Below are 17,486 nucleotides of genomic sequence, written 5' to 3'. Positions count from 1 at the left end.
ATTGCTGGCGCTGGTCTTTTTTCGCACCACCCAGGCCCCGGCCCGAGTTCCTGAGACGGACAGAAAATGAAGAATGTAGGTTTTGTTGGTTGGCGTGGCATGGTCGGCTCTGTGCTGATGTCACGTATGAGCGAAGAACGCGATTTCGATGTGATCAATCCGGTCTTCTTCTCCACTTCGCAACTGGGTCAGGCTGCGCCGACGTTTGGCGGTAAGTCGACCGGTGCGCTGCAGGATGCGTTTGATATTGAGGCGCTGAAGGCGCTGGATATCATCATTACCTGCCAGGGCGGCGATTATACCAGTGAAGTCTACCCGAAGCTGCGCGAGAGCGGCTGGCAGGGCTACTGGATTGATGCGGCCTCCACGCTGCGTATGAAAGATGACGCCATCATTATTCTTGATCCGGTCAACCATCAGGTGATTCGTCAGGGCCTCGACAGCGGCATCAAAACTTTTGTCGGCGGTAACTGCACCGTCAGCCTGATGCTGATGTCGCTGGGCGGACTGTTCGCTAACGACCTGGTCGAGTGGGCCTCCGTCGCGACGTATCAGGCGGCCTCCGGCGGCGGCGCGCGCCATATGCGCGAACTGCTGACCCAGATGGGCATGCTGCACGACCACGTTGCGACTTCGCTGCAAAACCCGGCCTCCGCCATTCTCGACATCGAGCGCAGCGTGACTGATTTTACCCGTTCCGGCACGCTGCCGACCGACAACTTCGGCGTACCGCTGGCCGGCAGCCTGATCCCGTGGATCGACAAGCAGCTGGACAACGGCCAGAGCCGCGAAGAGTGGAAAGGCCAGGCGGAGACCAACAAAATTCTCTCGACCCGTCACACCATTCCGGTCGATGGCCTGTGCGTGCGCGTCGGCGCGCTGCGCTGCCACAGCCAGGCGTTCACGTTGAAGCTGAAGAAAGATGTGCCGCTGAACGAAATCGAACAGCTGCTGGCCGCGCACAACGAGTGGGTGAAAGTGGTGCCGAACGATCGCGACATCACCATGCGTGAACTGACGCCTGCTGCGGTGACCGGTACGCTGACCACGCCGGTGGGCCGTCTGCGTAAGCTGAACATGGGGCCGGAGTATCTGTCGGCCTTCACCGTCGGCGATCAGTTACTGTGGGGCGCTGCCGAACCGCTGCGTCGCATGCTGCGTTTGCTGATCGACTAAGCGCAGCGCGAATCCAGACAGGCCGGGGTTTCCCGGCCTTTTTTCTTTCCACGGGAGTGCAAAACTTAACCCAAATTGCGCCCGACAAGTGATCAGCTTCCCCTTTTTGCTCGCCCGATAACAATTTTTTGCGTTCCACCCTGGCTTCTGCCAACCCCAAGCTATGATTTAACAGTGATGTGCCGGTTGTTAACTGTTTTTACTTTGCGAATGGAATAGTTGTTGTACACGGCCAGGATCTTTCCCACGGAGGGTGTCCTTCCTTGCTGCTGTATGTATGGCTCATGAAAAGCAGCGCACCTATAGCGACAATCCTGTCTCTCCGGTCGCCTGCGCAAAAAATCATAGGAAGAAAGTCATGTCAGAGCTTCCCGATCGCCATGCGATCAATGCCCTTTTCGCCGGGAATTATGCCGACCCCTTCTCAGTACTGGGGATGCACCAGACCACACAAGGTCTTGAAGTGCGTGCGCTGTTACCGGATGCATCCGAAGTCTGGGTGATTGAAACCAACACCGGCCGCAAATGCGCCCAGCTTAAATGTCTTGATTCGCGCGGCTTCTTCAGCGGCGTGATCCCGCGCCGTAAAAACCTGTTTCGCTACCAGCTGGCAGTCAACTGGCACGGCCAGCAAAACCTGATCGACGATGCCTACCGCTTTGGCCCGTTGCTGGCGGAGATGGATGCCTGGCTTCTGGCCGAAGGCACGCACCTGCGGCCGTATGAAACGCTCGGCGCGCACGGCACCACCATTGATGGCGTCGCCGGCACGCGCTTCGCCGTCTGGGCCCCGAACGCGCAGCGCGTTTCGGTGGTGGGCGAGTTTAACTTCTGGGATGGTCGCCGCCATCCGATGCGTTTCCGCCGCGAACTCGGCATCTGGGAGCTGTTTGTCCCCGGCGCGGTTAACGGCCAGCTGTATAAATTCGAGATCATTGATGCGCACGGTCAGATGCGCATCAAAGCCGATCCGTTCGCCTTCGAGGCGCAAATGCGCCCGCAGACCGCCTCGATGATCTGCGGCCTGCCGCCGAAGCTGGAGATGCAGCCACAGCGCAAAATTGCCAACGGCTTTGACCAGCCGATCTCCATCTACGAGGTGCATCTCGGTTCGTGGCGTCGTCACACCGACAACAATTTCTGGTTGAGTTACAAAGAGCTGGCCGAACAGCTGGTGCCCTATGTCAAAGAGATGGGCTTTACCCATATCGAGCTGTTACCGATCAACGAGCATCCGTTCGACGGCAGCTGGGGCTATCAGCCGCTCGGCATGTACGCGCCGACGCGCCGCTTCGGCACGCGCGATGAGTTTCGTCACTTTATCGCCGCTGCCCACGAGGCGGGTCTCAACGTGCTGCTCGACTGGGTGCCGGGCCATTTCCCCAGCGACGATTTTGGCCTCGCCAAATTCGACGGTACCGAGCTGTACGAGCACAGCGATCCGCGCGAAGGCTACCATCAGGACTGGAATACGCTGATCTACAACTTTGGCCGGCGCGAGGTCAGCAACTATCTCTCCGGCAATGCGCTGTACTGGATGGAGCGCTTCGGCATTGATGGCCTGCGCGTCGATGCGGTGGCGTCGATGATCTATCGCGACTACAGCCGCAAAGAGGGGGAGTGGGTACCTAACCAGTTTGGCGGCCGTGAAAATCTCGAAGCCATCGCCTTCCTGCGCCATACCAACCGCACGCTGGGCCGTGCTGCGCCCGGCAGCATCAGCGTGGCGGAAGAGTCTACCGATTATCCCGGCGTGACGCGGCCATCCGAGGATGGCGGCCTGGGCTTCTGGTTCAAATGGAACCTCGGCTGGATGCACGACACCCTCGACTACATGAAGCTCGATCCGGTGCATCGCCGCTACCATCATCAGCTGATGACCTTCGGCATGCTGTACAACTACACGGAAAACTTTGTGCTGCCGCTGTCGCACGACGAAGTGGTCCACGGCAAAAAGTCGATCCTCGACCGCATGCCGGGTGATACCTGGCAGAAGTTTGCCAACCTGCGCGCCTATTACGGCTGGATGTGGGGCTTTCCCGGCAAAAAACTGCAGTTTATGGGCAATGAATTCGCTCAGGGACGCGAGTGGAACCACGACACCAGCCTCGACTGGCATCTGCTGGAGGGACTGGATAACTGGCACCACGGCGTGCAGCGACTGGTACGTGACCTAAACCACAGCTATCGCCACTTTTCGCCGCTCTATCAGCTCGATTTCGATGCCAGCGGCTTCGAGTGGCTGGTGGTCGACGATCACGAAAACTCGGTCTTTGTGTTTGTGCGCCGCGACCGCGAGGGCAACGAACTGATTGTCGCCAGTAACTTTACGCCGGTGCCGCGCCACAACTATCGCTTCGGCGTGAATCAGCGCGGCGGCTGGCGCGAAGTGCTGAACACCGATCAGCATGATTATCACGGCAGCGATCTGCGTAATCACGGTATCGTCCATACCGATGACATCGCCAGCCACGGGCGCGCGCAGTCGCTAAGCCTGACGCTGCCGCCGCTCGCCACGCTGTGGCTGGTGCGGGAGGGCGATTGATGCTCCAGCCGGGCCAGCCGGTACCGCCGGGTGCCCATTATGACGGGCGCGGCGTCAACTTTACGCTGTTCTCGCGCCACGCGGAGCGGGTGGAGCTGTGCCTGTTTGATGAACAGGGGAGTGAGCAGCGTTTTCCTCTGCCGGCGCGCAGCGGTGACATCTGGCATGGCTATGTTCCGGCGCTAAAGCCGGGCCAGCGCTATGGCTACCGCGTGCATGGGCCGTGGCAGCCAGAGCGCGGTCATCGTTTCAATCCGGCCAAACTGCTGGTCGATCCCTGTGCCAAAGCGGTATGCGGCGCGGTGCCAGACGACGCGCGCCTGCTGGGTGGAGAGTGGCAGCAGGATGATGCCGACAGCGCTGGCGTTGCGCCCAAATCGCTGGTGATCGCCGACGATTTTGACTGGCAGGACGATTGTGCGCCGCGCACGCCGTGGGGCAAGACGGTGATTTACGAGGCACACGTACGCGGCCTGACGCAGCAGCATCCGGAAATTCCGGAAAGGCTACGCGGGACATATGCGGCGCTGGGGCATCCTGCTATGGTGAGCTATCTGCGCCGGCTGGGTATCACCGCGCTGGAGTTGCTGCCGATAGCCGCGTTTGCCAGCGAACCGCGCCTGCAACGGCTCGGCCTGAGCAACTACTGGGGCTATAACCCGTTTGCGCTGTGGGCGCTGCATCCGCATTACGCGGCGGGTGAAGCGGGCCAGACGCCGCTGCAGGAGTTTCAGCAGGCGGTAAAAGCGCTGCACGCGGCGGGCATTGAAGTGATTCTGGACGTGGTGTTCAACCACAGCGCCGAGCTGGAAGAGATTGGCCCGACACTGTCGCTGCGCGGCGTCGACAACGCCAGCTATTACTGGCTGGGCGATAACGGTGAATATCACAACTGGACCGGCTGCGGTAATACGCTGAACCTCAGCGATCCGCAGGTGCTTGACTGGGCGCTGGGCGCGCTGCGTTACTGGGTGCAAACCTGCCACGTTGACGGCTTTCGTTTCGATCTGGCCAGCGTGCTCGGGCGCACGCCGGATTATCGCCAGGATGCACCGCTGTTTGTGGCCATGCAGGCCTGTCCGGTGCTGTCGCAGGTGAAGCTGATCGCTGAACCCTGGGATATCGGGCCCGGCGGCTATCAGGTGGGCAACTTTCCGCCCGGCTTCGCCGAATGGAACGACCACTTTCGCGATACGGCGCGCCGCTACTGGCTGCACGGTGAGTTGAGTAACGGTGATTTTGCCCGCCGCTTTGCCGGCTCCAGCGATGTATTTCAGCGCGCGGCGCGTCTGCCGCACGCCAGCATTAATCTGATCACCGCGCACGACGGCTTCACGCTGCGTGACGTGGTGAGTTATAACCAGAAGCATAATCGGGCCAACGGCGAAGATAATCGCGACGGCAGCAGCAGTAATTTCAGCCATAACCATGGTTTTGAAGGGCTGCAGGGCAACTTCGATGTGGTCGAGCGGCGGCGGCGCAGCGTGCACGCATTGCTGACCACGCTGCTGCTGGCGCAGGGCACGCCGATGCTGCTGGCCGGTGACGAACGCGGTCACAGCCAGCACGGCAACAATAATGCGTACTGTCAGGATAACCCACTCACCTGGCTGAACTGGCAACAGGATGATTTTGGACTGGTCGACTTCACTGCCGCGTTAATCCGGCTGCGTCAGCATATTCCCGCGCTGACGCAGGACAGCTGGTGGCAGGAGGGCGATGGTAACGTGCAGTGGTTGAATGCCAGCGGCAAACCACTGGAAAGGGATGAGTGGGAACAGGGGATGCACAGACTGCAGATCCTGCTCTCCGGCCGCTGGTTACTAACGATAAACGCCACGGATTCGGTGAGTGACCTTGCCTTACCAGACGGAGAATGGCGAGCCATTCCTCCTTTCGCCGGGGAAGATAACCCCATCCTGACAACTGTCTGGCACGGGCCCGCACACGGCGTGTGTGTGTTCCTAAAGCAATCATAAGGAGTCAGACATGGTGAAATTAGATAGAAACGACCCCCTGATGCTGGCGCGCCAGCTCCCTACACAGACGGTTGCCCTGATCCTTGCTGGCGGGCGCGGTACGCGCCTGAAAGATCTTACCGCCAAACGCGCCAAGCCTGCCGTGCACTTCGGCGGCAAGTTCCGCATCATCGACTTTGCGCTCTCCAACTGTATCAACTCCGGGATTCGGCGCATCGGCGTCATCACCCAATATCAGTCACATACGCTGACGCAGCACATTCAGCGCGGCTGGTCATTGTTCAACGAAGAGATGAATGAGTTTGTCGATCTGCTGCCGGCGCAGCAGCGCGCCTCGACCGAACACTGGTATCGCGGTACCGCCGATGCGGTCACGCAGAATCTCGACATCATTCGCCGCTATAACGCGCAGTACATCGTGATTCTCGCCGGGGATCACATCTACAAAATGGATTACTCGCGCATGCTGCTCGACCACGCCGATCGTGGCGCCAAGTGCACCATCGCCTGTCTGCCCGTACCGCTGCATGAGGCCACCGCGTTTGGCGTGATGGCAGTCGATGCGGACAACAATGTAATCGATTTCGTTGAGAAACCGGCGCAGCCGCCGTCCATGCCGGGCGACGACAGCAAAGCGCTGGCCAGCATGGGCATTTACGTGTTCAACGCCGATTACCTCTATGAGCTGCTGGAGGAGGATTTGCAGATCGCCGACTCAAGCCACGATTTCGGTAAAGATCTGCTGCCGAAGATCGTCGCCAGCGGCGAAGCCTACGCGCACTCCTTCACGCTGTCGTGCGTACAGAACGACGAAAACGCGGAACCTTACTGGCGCGACGTCGGTACGCTGGAAGCTTACTGGCGCGCCAACCTCGATCTGGCCTCGGTGACGCCCGAACTCGATATGTATGACCACGAATGGCCGATTCGTACCCACATGGAGCCGCTGCCGCCGGCCAAATTTGTCCAGGATCGATCCGGCAGTCACGGCATGACCATGAACTCGCTGGTCTCCGGCGGCTGCATTATTTCCGGCTCGGTGGTGGTGAATTCGGTGCTGTTCCCGCGCGTGCGCGTTAACTCGTTTTGCAATATTGATTCGGCGGTGCTGCTGCCCGATGTGGTTATCGGGCGATCGTGCCGTTTGCGTCGCTGCGTCATAGACCGTGCCTGCGTCATTCCGGAAGGCATGGTGATTGGCGAAAATCCGGATGAGGATAGTCGCCGTTTTTACCGTTCAGAAGAGGGCATCGTACTGGTGACGCGCGCCATGCTGGCCAAATTGGCCGCTGCGGGTCAGTAAGTGACGAAAGGCAAAGAACATTGCCGCGTGGAACGCGGGCGATAACACAATAGGGGTTCAGGATGCAGGTTTTACATGTCTGTTCAGAGCTTTTCCCGCTGCTAAAAACCGGCGGACTGGCTGATGTCGTCGGCGCATTGCCTCAGGCACAAATTGCCGAAGGTATGGACACGCGGGTGCTGATTCCGGCGTTTCCGGATCTGCGTAAAGGGATTCCTGATACCGAAGTGGTGGCGGAGCTGCAAACCTTTGCCGGGCCGGTCCGCTTGCTGTTTGGGCCCTTCAACGGCGTGGGGATATATTTGATAGATGCGCCGGGACTGTACGATCGTCCCGGCAGCCCGTACCACGATACGTCGCAGTTTGCCTATGTCGATAACTACCTGCGCTTTGCGCTGCTCGGCTGGATGGCGGCTGAGCTTGCCAGCGGGCTGGATACTTACTGGCAGCCGGACATTGTGCACGCGCACGACTGGCACGCCGGTCTGGCTCCGGCCTATATCGCCGCACGCGGACGTCCGGCGAAAACGGTGTTTACCGTGCATAACCTGGCGTATCAGGGGCTGTTTTCCGCGCGGCATCTGGACGAAATCCAGATCCCGCGCGCCTATTTTGAAATGCACGGGCTGGAATTCTACGGCCAGATTTCTTATCTAAAGGCCGGCCTGTTTTATGCCGATCATATAACTGCCGTCAGCCCGACCTATGCGCTGGAGATCACCCGGCCGGAGTTTGGCTACGGCATGGAAGCGCTGCTGGAGCAGCGGCTGCGCGAAGGACGGCTGAGCGGAATTCTCAACGGCGTCGATCCCGGCATCTGGGATCCGGCACACGACCTGCTGCTCACCGCCCGCTACGACCGCGACACGCTGGAGAGCAAAGCGGAGAATAAACGTCAGCTGCAGATTGCCATGGGGCTGAAGGTTGATGACAAAGTGCCGGTGTTCTGCGTTATCAGCCGTTTAACCAAACAGAAAGGGCTGGATCTGGTGCTGGAAGCACTGCCGGGACTGCTGGCACAGGGCGGGCAACTGGTGCTGCTGGGCCAGGGCGATGCGGAACTGCAGCAGGGCTTCCTCGCCGCAGCTGCTGAGCATCCGGGCAGCGTCGGCGTGCAAATTGGTTATCACGAAGCGTTCTCGCACCGCATTGTCGGTGGCGCGGACGTCATTATGGTGCCCAGCCGTTTCGAACCGTGCGGTCTGACGCAGTTGTACGGCCTGAAATATGGCACGCTGCCGCTGGTCAGGCGCACCGGTGGACTGGCGGATACCGTACAGGACAGCTCGCTGGAAAACCTCGCCGACGGCGTAGCCAGCGGCTTCAGCTTCGAAGACAGCAATGCCTGGTCACTGCTGCGCGCGATTCGTCGTGCTTTTGTTTTATGGTCCCGTCCTTCACTCTGGCGTTATGTTCAGCGCCAGGCGATGGGGATGGATTTTAGTTGGCAGGTGGCAGCACAAGCCTACCGCGATCTTTATCAACGCTTGCTGTAATGAGAGATTGGGATACCGCATATGAACGCACCTTTCACCTATGCCTCACCCACGCTGACGGTTGACGCCCTCAAGCACTCAATCGCCTATAAGCTGATGTTTACCATTGGTAAAGATCCGTCGATCGCCAACAAGCATGAGTGGCTGAACGCCGCGCTGCTGGCGGTACGCGATCGCATGGTGGAGCGCTGGCTGCGCTCCAGCCGTGCGCAGCTGTCGCAGGATGTGCGCCAGGTTTATTACCTGTCGATGGAGTTTCTGATGGGGCGCACGCTGGGCAATGCCTTGCTGGCGATGGGCATCTATGACGATCTCAATCAGGCGCTGGATGAGATGGGACTCGACCTCAGCGAGCTGATGGAAGAAGAGAACGATCCCGGGCTCGGCAACGGCGGTCTTGGCCGGCTGGCGGCCTGCTTCCTCGACTCGCTGGCCACGCTGGGCCTGCCCGGACGCGGCTACGGTATTCGCTACGATTACGGCATGTTCAAACAGAACATTGTTGACGGCCAGCAGCGTGAATCGCCGGATTACTGGCTGGAGTACGGCAATCCGTGGGAGTTCCAGCGCTTTAACACCCGTTACAAAGTGCGTTTTGGCGGGCGGTTGCAGCATGAAGGCAGCCGGGTGCGCTGGGTTGAGACCGAAGAGATCGTGGCGATGGCCTACGATCAAATCATCCCTGGCTTCGACACCGATGCCACCAACACGCTGCGGCTGTGGGGCGCGCAGGCCAGTAACGAAATTAACCTCGGCAAGTTCAATCAGGGCGACTACTTCGCGGCGGTGGAAGATAAAAACCACTCGGAGAACGTGTCGCGCGTGCTCTATCCCGACGACTCGACCTACTCCGGGCGCGAGCTGCGTCTGCGCCAGGAGTATTTTCTCGTCTCTGCCACGGTGCAGGATATCCTCAATCGCCACTGGCAGATGCATGAAACCTGGGACAACCTGGCCGACAAAATTGCCATCCACCTCAACGATACCCATCCGGTGCTGGCGATTCCTGAGCTGATGCGTCTGCTGATTGATGAGCACAAGTTTACCTGGGACGACGCCTTTGAAGTCACCTGCCAGGTGTTCTCGTACACCAACCATACGCTGATGAGCGAAGCGCTGGAGACCTGGCCGGTGGACATGATCGGCAAGATCCTGCCGCGTCACCTCAGCATCATCTTCGAAATCAATGACTACTTCCTGAAGACCATTCAGGACTACTATCCGGACGACTGGGATCTGATGGCGCGCATCTCGATCATCGACGAAAACGATGGTCGCCGCATCCGCATGGCGTGGCTGGCGGTGGTGGTTAGCCACAAAGTTAACGGCGTGTCGGAGCTGCACTCTAATCTGATGGTGCAGTCGCTGTTCGCCGATTTTGCCCGTCTGTTCCCGGGGCGCTTCTGCAATAAAACCAACGGCGTGACGCCGCGCCGCTGGCTGGCGCTGGCCAACCCGGCCTTGTCAGAAGTGCTGGATGACGCCATTGGCCGCACCTGGCGTACCGATCTGGCTCAGCTGAGCGAGCTGGTGCCGCACATTGACTATCCGGCGTTTATTGAACAGATCGCCGATGCCAAGTTCGCCAACAAGAAGCGCCTCGCGGAGTGGGTGGCGAAGAATATGGATATCGTGCTGGATCCGCAGGCGCTGTTCGACGTGCAGATCAAGCGTATTCACGAATACAAACGTCAGCTCCTGAACGTGCTGCACGTCATCACGCGTTACAACCGCATCAAAGCCGATCCGACCGCAGAGTGGGTGCCGCGCGTCAATATCTTCGCCGGGAAAGCGGCGTCGGCCTATTACGTCGCCAAGCACATCATTCACCTGATCAACGATGTCGCCAACGTGATCAACAACGATCCGCAGGTGAAGAACAAGCTGAAGGTGGTGTTTATCCCTAACTACGGCGTCAGCCTGGCGCAGATCATCATTCCGGCGGCGGATCTCTCCGAGCAGATCTCTACCGCCGGCACCGAAGCTTCCGGCACCAGTAACATGAAATTTGCGCTAAACGGCGCGCTGACCATCGGTACGCTGGACGGGGCCAACGTGGAGATGCGCGAGCACGTCGGCGCAGAGAATTTCTTTATCTTCGGCAACACCACGCCGCAGGTGGAGAAGCTGCGCATTGAGGGCTATAACCCGCGCAAATACTATGAAGAGGATGCGGAACTGCACCAGGCGCTGACGCAAATCGCCAGCGGCGTCTTCAGCCCGCAGGAGCCGGGACGCTACCGTAACCTGTTCGACGCGCTGGTCAACTTTGGCGATCATTATCAGCTGCTGGCGGATTACCGCAGTTACGTGGATACCCAGGATAAGGTGGATAAGCTTTATCGCCAACCGGAAGAGTGGCAGCGGCGTGCGGCGCTGAACATCGCCAATATGGGGTATTTCTCCGCCGACCGTACCATTCAGGAGTACGCGGATGAGATCTGGCATATTTCGCCGGTGAGGTTGTAAACGAGGCACATTCTGTAGCGGCGCAATTTATTGCGCGGTTTTTAACAACGCGCGATAAATCGCGCCGCTACCGTTGGTGCGAACTTACTTCAGAGTAATGCTCTTCACAATCGCATCGGCATCGCTCTGCGCCTGCTGCTGATTGTCGGCGGGCAGGGTGATCTGCAGCGTCAGCAGTTTACCGTCCACCTTCGCCAGAATAACCGAGGACCAGGAGGTCTGATTGTTGGCGGAAATCACCGTATCCAGCTGCTGTGCCGGCTGATCTTTCAGCGTCACCGCTTTATTCGACACCACCTGCAGCTGCGGATCGCGGTTGCGCTGCTGCTGCTCCAGACGCTGAGCCAGCGCATCCAGTGCTTCACTGGTCGGATCGCCTGCAATCACGATAATTGCGCGCTGGCCGGTTTCATCAGCATACACGTGCATATTGGTGGATTCCGAACCCAGCTTGCCGCTCTTATCTGACATGCCTGCTGGCAGGCTGAAACTCAGCTTACCGTCCATCAGGTTTACCGTCTGTGCTGACTGACTGGCGCTGGCGCCGTTGCTGTTTGCCGCCGTGTCGTCTTTCTTCTGATCACACGCCGCCAGGCCTAACACCAGCAGGCCGATGCCCGCATATTTCACTAAGTTACGCATTCTTATCCCTTCGTAAGGTTTCCATCAGCCGTTATCAAAACGGAATCGGTGCTTAAAAGCAATCAGCGCTTTGTCAGGAAATCTTAGCGTGCCGTGGCGTTTCGTCTACGTTCAATTAGCCGAAATTCATCTGGCGCTGAGCCGAACGTTCCGCCAGGCGCTTAAGTGCCGCATTGAGCAAAACACCGTAAGCAGGCAGGAAGAAAACCATGCAGATCAGCACTTTGAAGCTGTAATCCACCAGTGCGATCTCCACCCAGTGGCTGGCCATGAACGGGTCCGGACTCTTATAAAAGGCGATAAAGAAGAAGGCCAGCGTATCGCTGATATTGCCGAGGAACATGGCACAGGCAGGCGCAATCCACCACTGCGGCAGTTTACGCAGGCGGTTAAACACGTGCACATCAAGGATCTGCCCCAGCGCATAGGCCATAAAGCTGGCGCAGGCGATACGCGCCACGAACAGATTGACCTCCTGCAGCGAGGCCCAGCCCTGCCACGCGCCCTGATAAAACACGCACGACACGATGTAGGAGATAAACAGCGCCGGAATCATCACCGCAAGGATAATGCGCCGTGCCAGCGGTGCGCCAAAAATACGCACGGTGAGATCGGTGGCGAGAAAAATAAACGGGAAGCTAAACGCACCCCAGGTGGTGTGGAAACCGAAAATCGCGACCGGCAGCTGCACCAGATAGTTACTGGAGGTAATCACCAGCAGGTGAAACAGCGACAGCCAGAATAGCGCATGCATACGCTGACGAGCAGAGAAGTTGATCATAAAGGCCTTTTTTTTAAAAATGGGGTGAGGGAACCCAATCCCCTTCATCGTTGGCATTTTTGCTGCGTTGGCCGCGCTTGCGTACCCCGGTCACTTACTTTAGTAAGCTCCCGGGGATACGCGCACTTGCCGCCTTGCAGAAAAGCCAACGATCCTGGGGATGTCTGGTATTGCTTAATAAAAAATCGGACGGCATCTTAGCGTGTTGCGCAACAAATGCAATGGTTAATTTTAACGCAATCGTTCTCGCCTTGCGCGCGCGCTGTAGCGCGTTAGAATGAGCGCCCACCCTGAATAAAGACAGAGAATCATGAGCGATCCTTTTTCCGCTGCGGACCATACGCTTGATGCGCTTGGGCTGCGTTGCCCGGAGCCGGTGATGATGGTGCGCAAAACCGTGCGTACCATGCAGGCGGGCGAAACGTTGCTGATCATCGCCGACGATCCGGCGACCACGCGTGATATTCCCGGCTTCTGCCGCTTTATGGAGCATCAGCTGCTGGCACAGCAGACCGAGAGCCTGCCGTACCAGTATTTGATCCAGAAAGGCGCGGATGCCTGATCGCGGCATCCGCCCGCCTCAGCGCTGACGCAGCAGGCGCAGCGCGTTGGCGGTGACCAGCGCGGTGGCACCGGAATCGGCCAGCACCGCCAGCCACAGGCCGGTAAAGCCGAGCAGCGTGGTGACGAGGAAAATCGCCTTCAGCCCCAGCGCCAGCGCAATATTCTGACGGATAATGGCGCGCGTGCGGCGTGCCAGCTGCACGGTGCGCGGCAGAATCGCCAGGTTATTCTGCGTCAGAGCCGCATCGGCCGCTTCCAGCGCCACATCGGTGCCGCTGCCCATGGCAATCCCCAGCGTCGCGGCCTTCATGGCTGGCGCATCGTTGATGCCATCGCCGACCATCGCCAGCGGCTGCTGCTCGCCCAGTTCACGCACGGCGGCTACCTTATCCGCAGGCAACAGACCGGCGCGATAGCTGATGCCGAGTTCGGCGGCAATCGCGGCGGCGGCGCGCGGATTATCGCCGGTCAGCATCACGCTGCGAATTCCCAGCGCCTGCAGCGCCGCCAGCGCACTGCGGGCCTCCTCGCGCAGCAAATCCTGCAGCGCCAGCAGCCCGAGCGGCTGTGCTTCGCGCAACAGCACCACCACGGTTTTGCCCTGTGCCTCCAGCTGCGCAATCTGCTGCTGCTGCGCGTCACTCAGCGCCGCCGCATCACGCGGTGCCAGCAGTTGATGCATCACGCCGTCGATTTGTGCGCGAATGCCGCTGCCGGCCAGCGTTTGCTGATGCTGCGCCGGTGGAATCACCTGCTGCTGGCGCTGCGCTTCCGCGACTATCGCCCGCGCCAGCGGATGGCCGGAGCCCTGCTCAATAGCGGCCGCGAGGCTGAGCAGCTGTTGCTGTGCATCCGCGCCAAACGGCTGCACGTCGGTAACCTGCGGTTTACCGGCGGTCAGGGTGCCGGTTTTATCAAACGCCAGCGCCTGCACCCGGCTGAGGCGTTCGAGCGCCGCGCCGCCTTTAATCAGCGCGCCCTGGCGAGCCGCCGCCGCCAGGCCGGAAGTGATAGCGGCAGGCGTGGAGATCACCAGCGCGCACGGACAGCCAATCAGCAGCAGCGTCAGCCCTTTGTAGATCCACGGCAGCCAGGCGCCTAATCCGAGCAGCGGCGGCAGCACCATCACCAGCAGTGCCAGCAGCATGATGGCCGGCGTGTAGAGGCGGCTGAAGCGATCGATAAAACGCTCCACCGGCGCGCGGTGACTTTCAGCTTCTTCTATCAGCTGCAGAATGCGGTCGATAGCGCTGTGGCCCGGCTGTGAGGTCACGCGCAGCGTCACCAGCCGATCCACGCTGGTGGCACCTGCCATCACGGCATCGCCCGGCTGATGGGCCACCGGTAGCGATTCGCCGGTCAGCGCACTTTCATCAAAGCTGGCGCTGGCGTGCAGCAGCTCGGCATCGGCGGGCAGACGACCGCCTGCCGCTACTTCAATCACATCACCGGGCTGGAGCGCCGCCAGTGCCACCTGCTCACGCTGTGTGCCATTGACGCGCGTGGCGGTGTCCGGACGCAGCGCCATCAGCGCGGTGACGCCACGGCGCGCCCGCGCGGCGGCATAGGCTTCCAGCCGTTCTCCCAGCTGGAACAGCAGCAGCACCATGGCAGCTTCGGCGTGGGCGCCAATCACCAGCGCGCCCGCGGCGGCGAGGGTCATCAGGGTTTCAATGCTGAACGGTGAGCCGCTCCGTATGGCCTGCCACGCGCTGCGGGCTACCGGCACCAGACCGACCAGCGTGGTAAGCACAAACAGGCGATCGCCCCACAGCGGCGTGAGCTGGCTCAGCAGCCAGCTGGCGATCATCAACAGCGTGAGCAGTATGAGCGAGGCATTATCGCGCCAGCGGCGCGCCGCCGGTGCGGGGTTCTCAGTGGATTTCAGGCTAAAGCCGGCGTGGTTAACGGCCTGTTCGATAGCCGGACGAATATCGCTGTGCGCCTCAACCAGCAGATTTTCACTGGCGAATATCACCCGCGCGCTGGCGACCTGCGGCAGCTTTTGCACGGCGGTTTCGATTTTGCGGGCGCAGCTCGGGCAGTCCATGCCGGCAATCTGCCAGCGGAACTGATAGGGCGCGGACGCGCGCCTGTCGCTGTCGGCGTCGCCGCCGCCGGGACTGTCGTCATCGCTGGTGCAGCAGCCGCAATCACTGGACGCGGCCACCGGCTGTGCGGCAGAAATCTTCAGGGATGCAGGCTGAACGCTGCGTACCGCACATAGCGGTTTTGGCTGACGGTGTGATTTGCCACAGCGGCAAGAGTGGGCATGTTGATGCATGTGACCTCCGGTTGCAGAAGCGGGCCGATGCCCGCAGTCTGCATGCTACACTCTGGAGTGGACTCCAGAGTCAAGCGATGAGGTCACTTTTTTCAGTACAGCCACAGTGAACGCACAATCATGAAGTGACCGGCGAAGTAGCAGGCGGCAACGATGGCGCTGTCAGCGCTGAAGCGACGGCGATAGTGCGAGATAAACCACACGATGTTAGCCAGCAACAGCAGCACGGCACCCACCAGCAGCGAGAAGCTGTAATCGGTCGGACGGAAGAAGTAATTTTCCGCCGCCATCCAGTTCATCACCAGCGTCATGCCAATCAGCGTACAGATCGGCCAGCGCAGCGTATCCAGTTTTGACCAGATAATGGCGATCACGATGATACCAATCACCAGGAAGGTGAGTGGAATTGGCCAGAAGAAGCTCATGGTCATGTGCGCGGCAAAGCTGATGGTGTACAGCAGATGCGAAAGGAAAAAGGCGCCGAGCGCATACAGCATCTGCTGACGCGGCAGCAGGGTTAACGCATCGCCCACCAGCGTAGCGACCAGGCCAGCCAGAATCAGGTAGTCGGTGGTGTTAAGCGTGGGAGCCTGCCACGCCCAGGCAACCAGCAACAGCAGCGTAACGGGTTTGAACAGCCAGCGCTGCCACTGCGGGCCGCGGTAGGAGGCATCGACATACAGCCAACCGGAAAAAAGGACTGCAAGGAAAGACCAAAGCATTTTTTCTCCCTTTTGTGAACGTGTCGCCCACATTGATGAATTTTCCCAAAATCGCGATCTCAGTTTAAGTTACTGGCGGCAAATGTGACAATCGGGCAACTCTGGTTGTATGCTTTGGCGTCTTTTATCTGTTAACCCCCGACGTAAAGTGCGAGAGAAAACATGAGCAAACCACCGCTAATCTTTTTTATCGTCCTGGCTGTAATTGCCATCCTGGCAACCCGTCAGTTTATCAAGCAGCGCCGTGAAGCCGCGGTCAACGACGCTTCACCGGTGCGCTCAATGAGTGTGGAAGTGAAAACCAAGCGAGAGTTTCCGGCCCCCAATCGCCGTTCGCGTCAACGCGAAGAGATTGTGGCGGAAGAGATGAAGTATGAAGCCTGGTTCCATCCGCTGAACGGCGCCGGTGATTTTAAGGTCAACGTCAGCGCCAGCGATTATCACCAGATGGACAAAGGCGTAAAGGGCGAGCTGAAAATGCAGGGCACGCGCTTTGTCAGCTTTACCCCGGCGCAATAGGCACTAAAGCGCACGGGGCTGAAGCCGCGCGCGCTGTCTTACGTTACGACGGATAGTGCTTTTTCTGCCACGCCAGCAGCTCAAATACGCCAAAGAAGAAGATTTTCGCCTGCGTGGCGCGGCTCAGCTTTGGCGCTTCCTTTGGTTGCGTGGCACGCAGCAGCACCAGCTGCAGGCCGTGCATCACCACCATAAAGAACAGCGCAACGTGGACAAAGTAGCGCAGCGGCGTCGGGAAAGGGTGCACCAGGTTAAGCAGCAGAAATGCCCAGACGCAAATCATCAGCAAACGTCCCAGATTAAGCCACATCATCGGTCTCCTGTTGGCGTTGATAGAGGCGATAGGCCACCTGACCGGCAATCTTCTCGCGATACAGGTCCCAGTTAGCCGGTGCCAGCGGGGTGCCGTGTTCCACTTCGCTCTCAACATAAATCAGCGCATTGGCGGCGAGCCAGCCATTGTTCTCCAGCAGCGTTAGTGTCTCCTGCAGCAGGCCTTTGCGGAACGGCGGATCAACAAACACCACGTCGAACGGTTCGCCGGGCTGGCTTAGCCACTGCAGCGTATTGGTCTGGACGACGCTGGCATTCGTGGCGCGCAGCGTGTGCAGGTTTTGCGTCAGCTGCTGCGCCACGTGACGTTCCAGTTCCAGCAGGGTCGCGGAGGCGGCATAGCGCGACAGCGCTTCTAAGCCCAGCGCGCCGCTGCCGGCAAAGCAATCGAGGCAGCGCGCCTGCTGGATATCAGGCGCCAGCCAGTTGAATAGCGTTTCACGCACGCGATCGGTGGTCGGGCGCAGGCCGGCGCTGTCCGGCACCGGCAATTTGCGGCCGCGCCACTGTCCGCCAATCAGGCGAATCTGGCCTGCCGCGCCGCTGTTGCGGGGGGATTTACTCATTTCGCTCACAACTCGTCATAATTTGTTGCGTAGTTTAACGGGCGTAGCAGGCAGAAGAAACGTTAAAAAAGGGTGCTGTGGTGCGCTGGCAGGAAAGTGTTAGACTA

The 17,486-nt window shown here is 59.5% G+C and carries 14 protein-coding genes; 8 read left to right on the top strand and 6 right to left on the bottom strand.

Annotated features, from left to right (window positions below; genetic code table 11):
* Positions 1 to 66: 66 nt before the first annotated feature.
* The 6 genes from asd to glgP all read left to right on the top strand — a co-directional run bounded on the left by asd (position 67) and on the right by glgP (position 10,968).
* Positions 67 to 1,176 carry an aspartate-semialdehyde dehydrogenase gene (gene asd, locus K7H94_RS17120; RefSeq protein WP_031279794.1) on the top strand — a complete coding sequence of 370 codons (1,110 nt, stop codon included), beginning with the start codon at positions 67 to 69 and terminating at the stop codon, positions 1,174 to 1,176.
* Between the two features lie 358 nt (positions 1,177 to 1,534).
* Positions 1,535 to 3,721 (top strand): 1,4-alpha-glucan branching enzyme, encoded by a 2,187-nt coding sequence (glgB, locus tag K7H94_RS17115; RefSeq protein WP_058757592.1) that lies wholly within the window; start codon positions 1,535 to 1,537, stop codon positions 3,719 to 3,721.
* Positions 3,721 to 5,700 carry a glycogen debranching protein GlgX gene (gene glgX, locus K7H94_RS17110; RefSeq protein WP_222951391.1) on the top strand — a complete coding sequence of 660 codons (1,980 nt, stop codon included), beginning with the start codon at positions 3,721 to 3,723 and terminating at the stop codon, positions 5,698 to 5,700. The genes glgB and glgX overlap by 1 nt, the downstream gene beginning before the upstream one ends.
* 10 nt (positions 5,701 to 5,710) lie before the next feature.
* Positions 5,711 to 7,003, top strand: coding sequence for a glucose-1-phosphate adenylyltransferase (gene glgC, locus K7H94_RS17105; protein WP_058757590.1), 1,293 nt, complete (start codon positions 5,711 to 5,713; stop codon positions 7,001 to 7,003).
* Positions 7,004 to 7,065: 62 nt separating this feature from the next.
* On the top strand, positions 7,066 to 8,499 hold the full coding sequence (gene glgA, locus K7H94_RS17100; RefSeq protein WP_058757589.1) for a glycogen synthase GlgA: 1,434 nt from the start codon (positions 7,066 to 7,068) through the stop codon (positions 8,497 to 8,499).
* Between the two features lie 21 nt (positions 8,500 to 8,520).
* Positions 8,521 to 10,968: a glycogen phosphorylase gene (glgP, locus tag K7H94_RS17095; RefSeq protein ID WP_222951390.1), complete on the top strand. Its 2,448-nt coding sequence runs from the start codon at positions 8,521 to 8,523 to the stop codon at positions 10,966 to 10,968.
* Positions 10,969 to 11,052: 84 nt separating this feature from the next.
* Here the strand turns inward: glgP and K7H94_RS17090 are convergent, their stop codons facing one another.
* On the bottom strand, positions 11,053 to 11,610 hold the full coding sequence (locus K7H94_RS17090; protein WP_059009882.1) for a DcrB family lipoprotein: 558 nt from the start codon (positions 11,608 to 11,610) through the stop codon (positions 11,053 to 11,055).
* Between the two features lie 115 nt (positions 11,611 to 11,725).
* The gene (locus K7H94_RS17085) at positions 11,726 to 12,391 is read right to left on the bottom strand and encodes a 7-cyano-7-deazaguanine/7-aminomethyl-7-deazaguanine transporter (protein ID WP_021508018.1); all 666 of its coding nucleotides are present in this window, start codon (positions 12,389 to 12,391) and stop codon (positions 11,726 to 11,728) included.
* A gap of 310 nt (positions 12,392 to 12,701) precedes the next feature.
* Here K7H94_RS17085 and tusA point away from each other — a divergent pair, with 310 nt between their 5' ends.
* Entirely contained in the window at positions 12,702 to 12,953 is a 252-nt protein-coding gene (tusA, locus tag K7H94_RS17080) for a sulfurtransferase TusA (RefSeq protein ID WP_021508017.1), read from the top strand.
* Positions 12,954 to 12,971: 18 nt separating this feature from the next.
* Here tusA and K7H94_RS17075 read toward each other — a convergent pair whose 3' ends face one another.
* Together K7H94_RS17075 and K7H94_RS17070 are read right to left on the bottom strand one after the other, a co-directional pair.
* Positions 12,972 to 15,239 carry a zinc/cadmium/mercury/lead-transporting ATPase gene (locus K7H94_RS17075; RefSeq protein WP_150059137.1) on the bottom strand — a complete coding sequence of 756 codons (2,268 nt, stop codon included), beginning with the start codon at positions 15,237 to 15,239 and terminating at the stop codon, positions 12,972 to 12,974.
* 92 nt (positions 15,240 to 15,331) lie between these two features.
* Positions 15,332 to 15,961, bottom strand: coding sequence for a lysoplasmalogenase (locus K7H94_RS17070; RefSeq protein WP_021508015.1), 630 nt, complete (start codon positions 15,959 to 15,961; stop codon positions 15,332 to 15,334).
* 162 nt (positions 15,962 to 16,123) lie between these two features.
* Between K7H94_RS17070 and K7H94_RS17065 the strand changes: the two genes are divergently transcribed.
* A complete protein-coding gene (locus K7H94_RS17065; protein ID WP_021508014.1) occupies positions 16,124 to 16,480 on the top strand; it encodes a DUF2500 domain-containing protein in 357 nt (118 codons plus the stop codon).
* Between the two features lie 43 nt (positions 16,481 to 16,523).
* Here K7H94_RS17065 and K7H94_RS17060 read toward each other — a convergent pair whose 3' ends face one another.
* Both K7H94_RS17060 and rsmD read right to left on the bottom strand, forming a co-directional pair.
* Positions 16,524 to 16,790 (bottom strand): DUF1145 family protein, encoded by a 267-nt coding sequence (locus K7H94_RS17060; protein WP_021313674.1) that lies wholly within the window; start codon positions 16,788 to 16,790, stop codon positions 16,524 to 16,526.
* Positions 16,780 to 17,379: a 16S rRNA (guanine(966)-N(2))-methyltransferase gene (gene rsmD, locus K7H94_RS17055; RefSeq protein ID WP_222951389.1), complete on the bottom strand. Its 600-nt coding sequence runs from the start codon at positions 17,377 to 17,379 to the stop codon at positions 16,780 to 16,782. The genes K7H94_RS17060 and rsmD overlap by 11 nt, the downstream gene beginning before the upstream one ends.
* Positions 17,380 to 17,486 lie beyond the last annotated feature (107 nt).

Origin of the sequence: Pantoea dispersa (genome assembly GCF_019890955.1) — a bacterium.
Lineage (GTDB): Bacteria > Pseudomonadota > Gammaproteobacteria > Enterobacterales > Enterobacteriaceae > Pantoea > Pantoea dispersa.
Note: the sequence above shows the minus strand (reverse complement) of the source record. Positions and strands in the feature narration are given on the sequence as shown.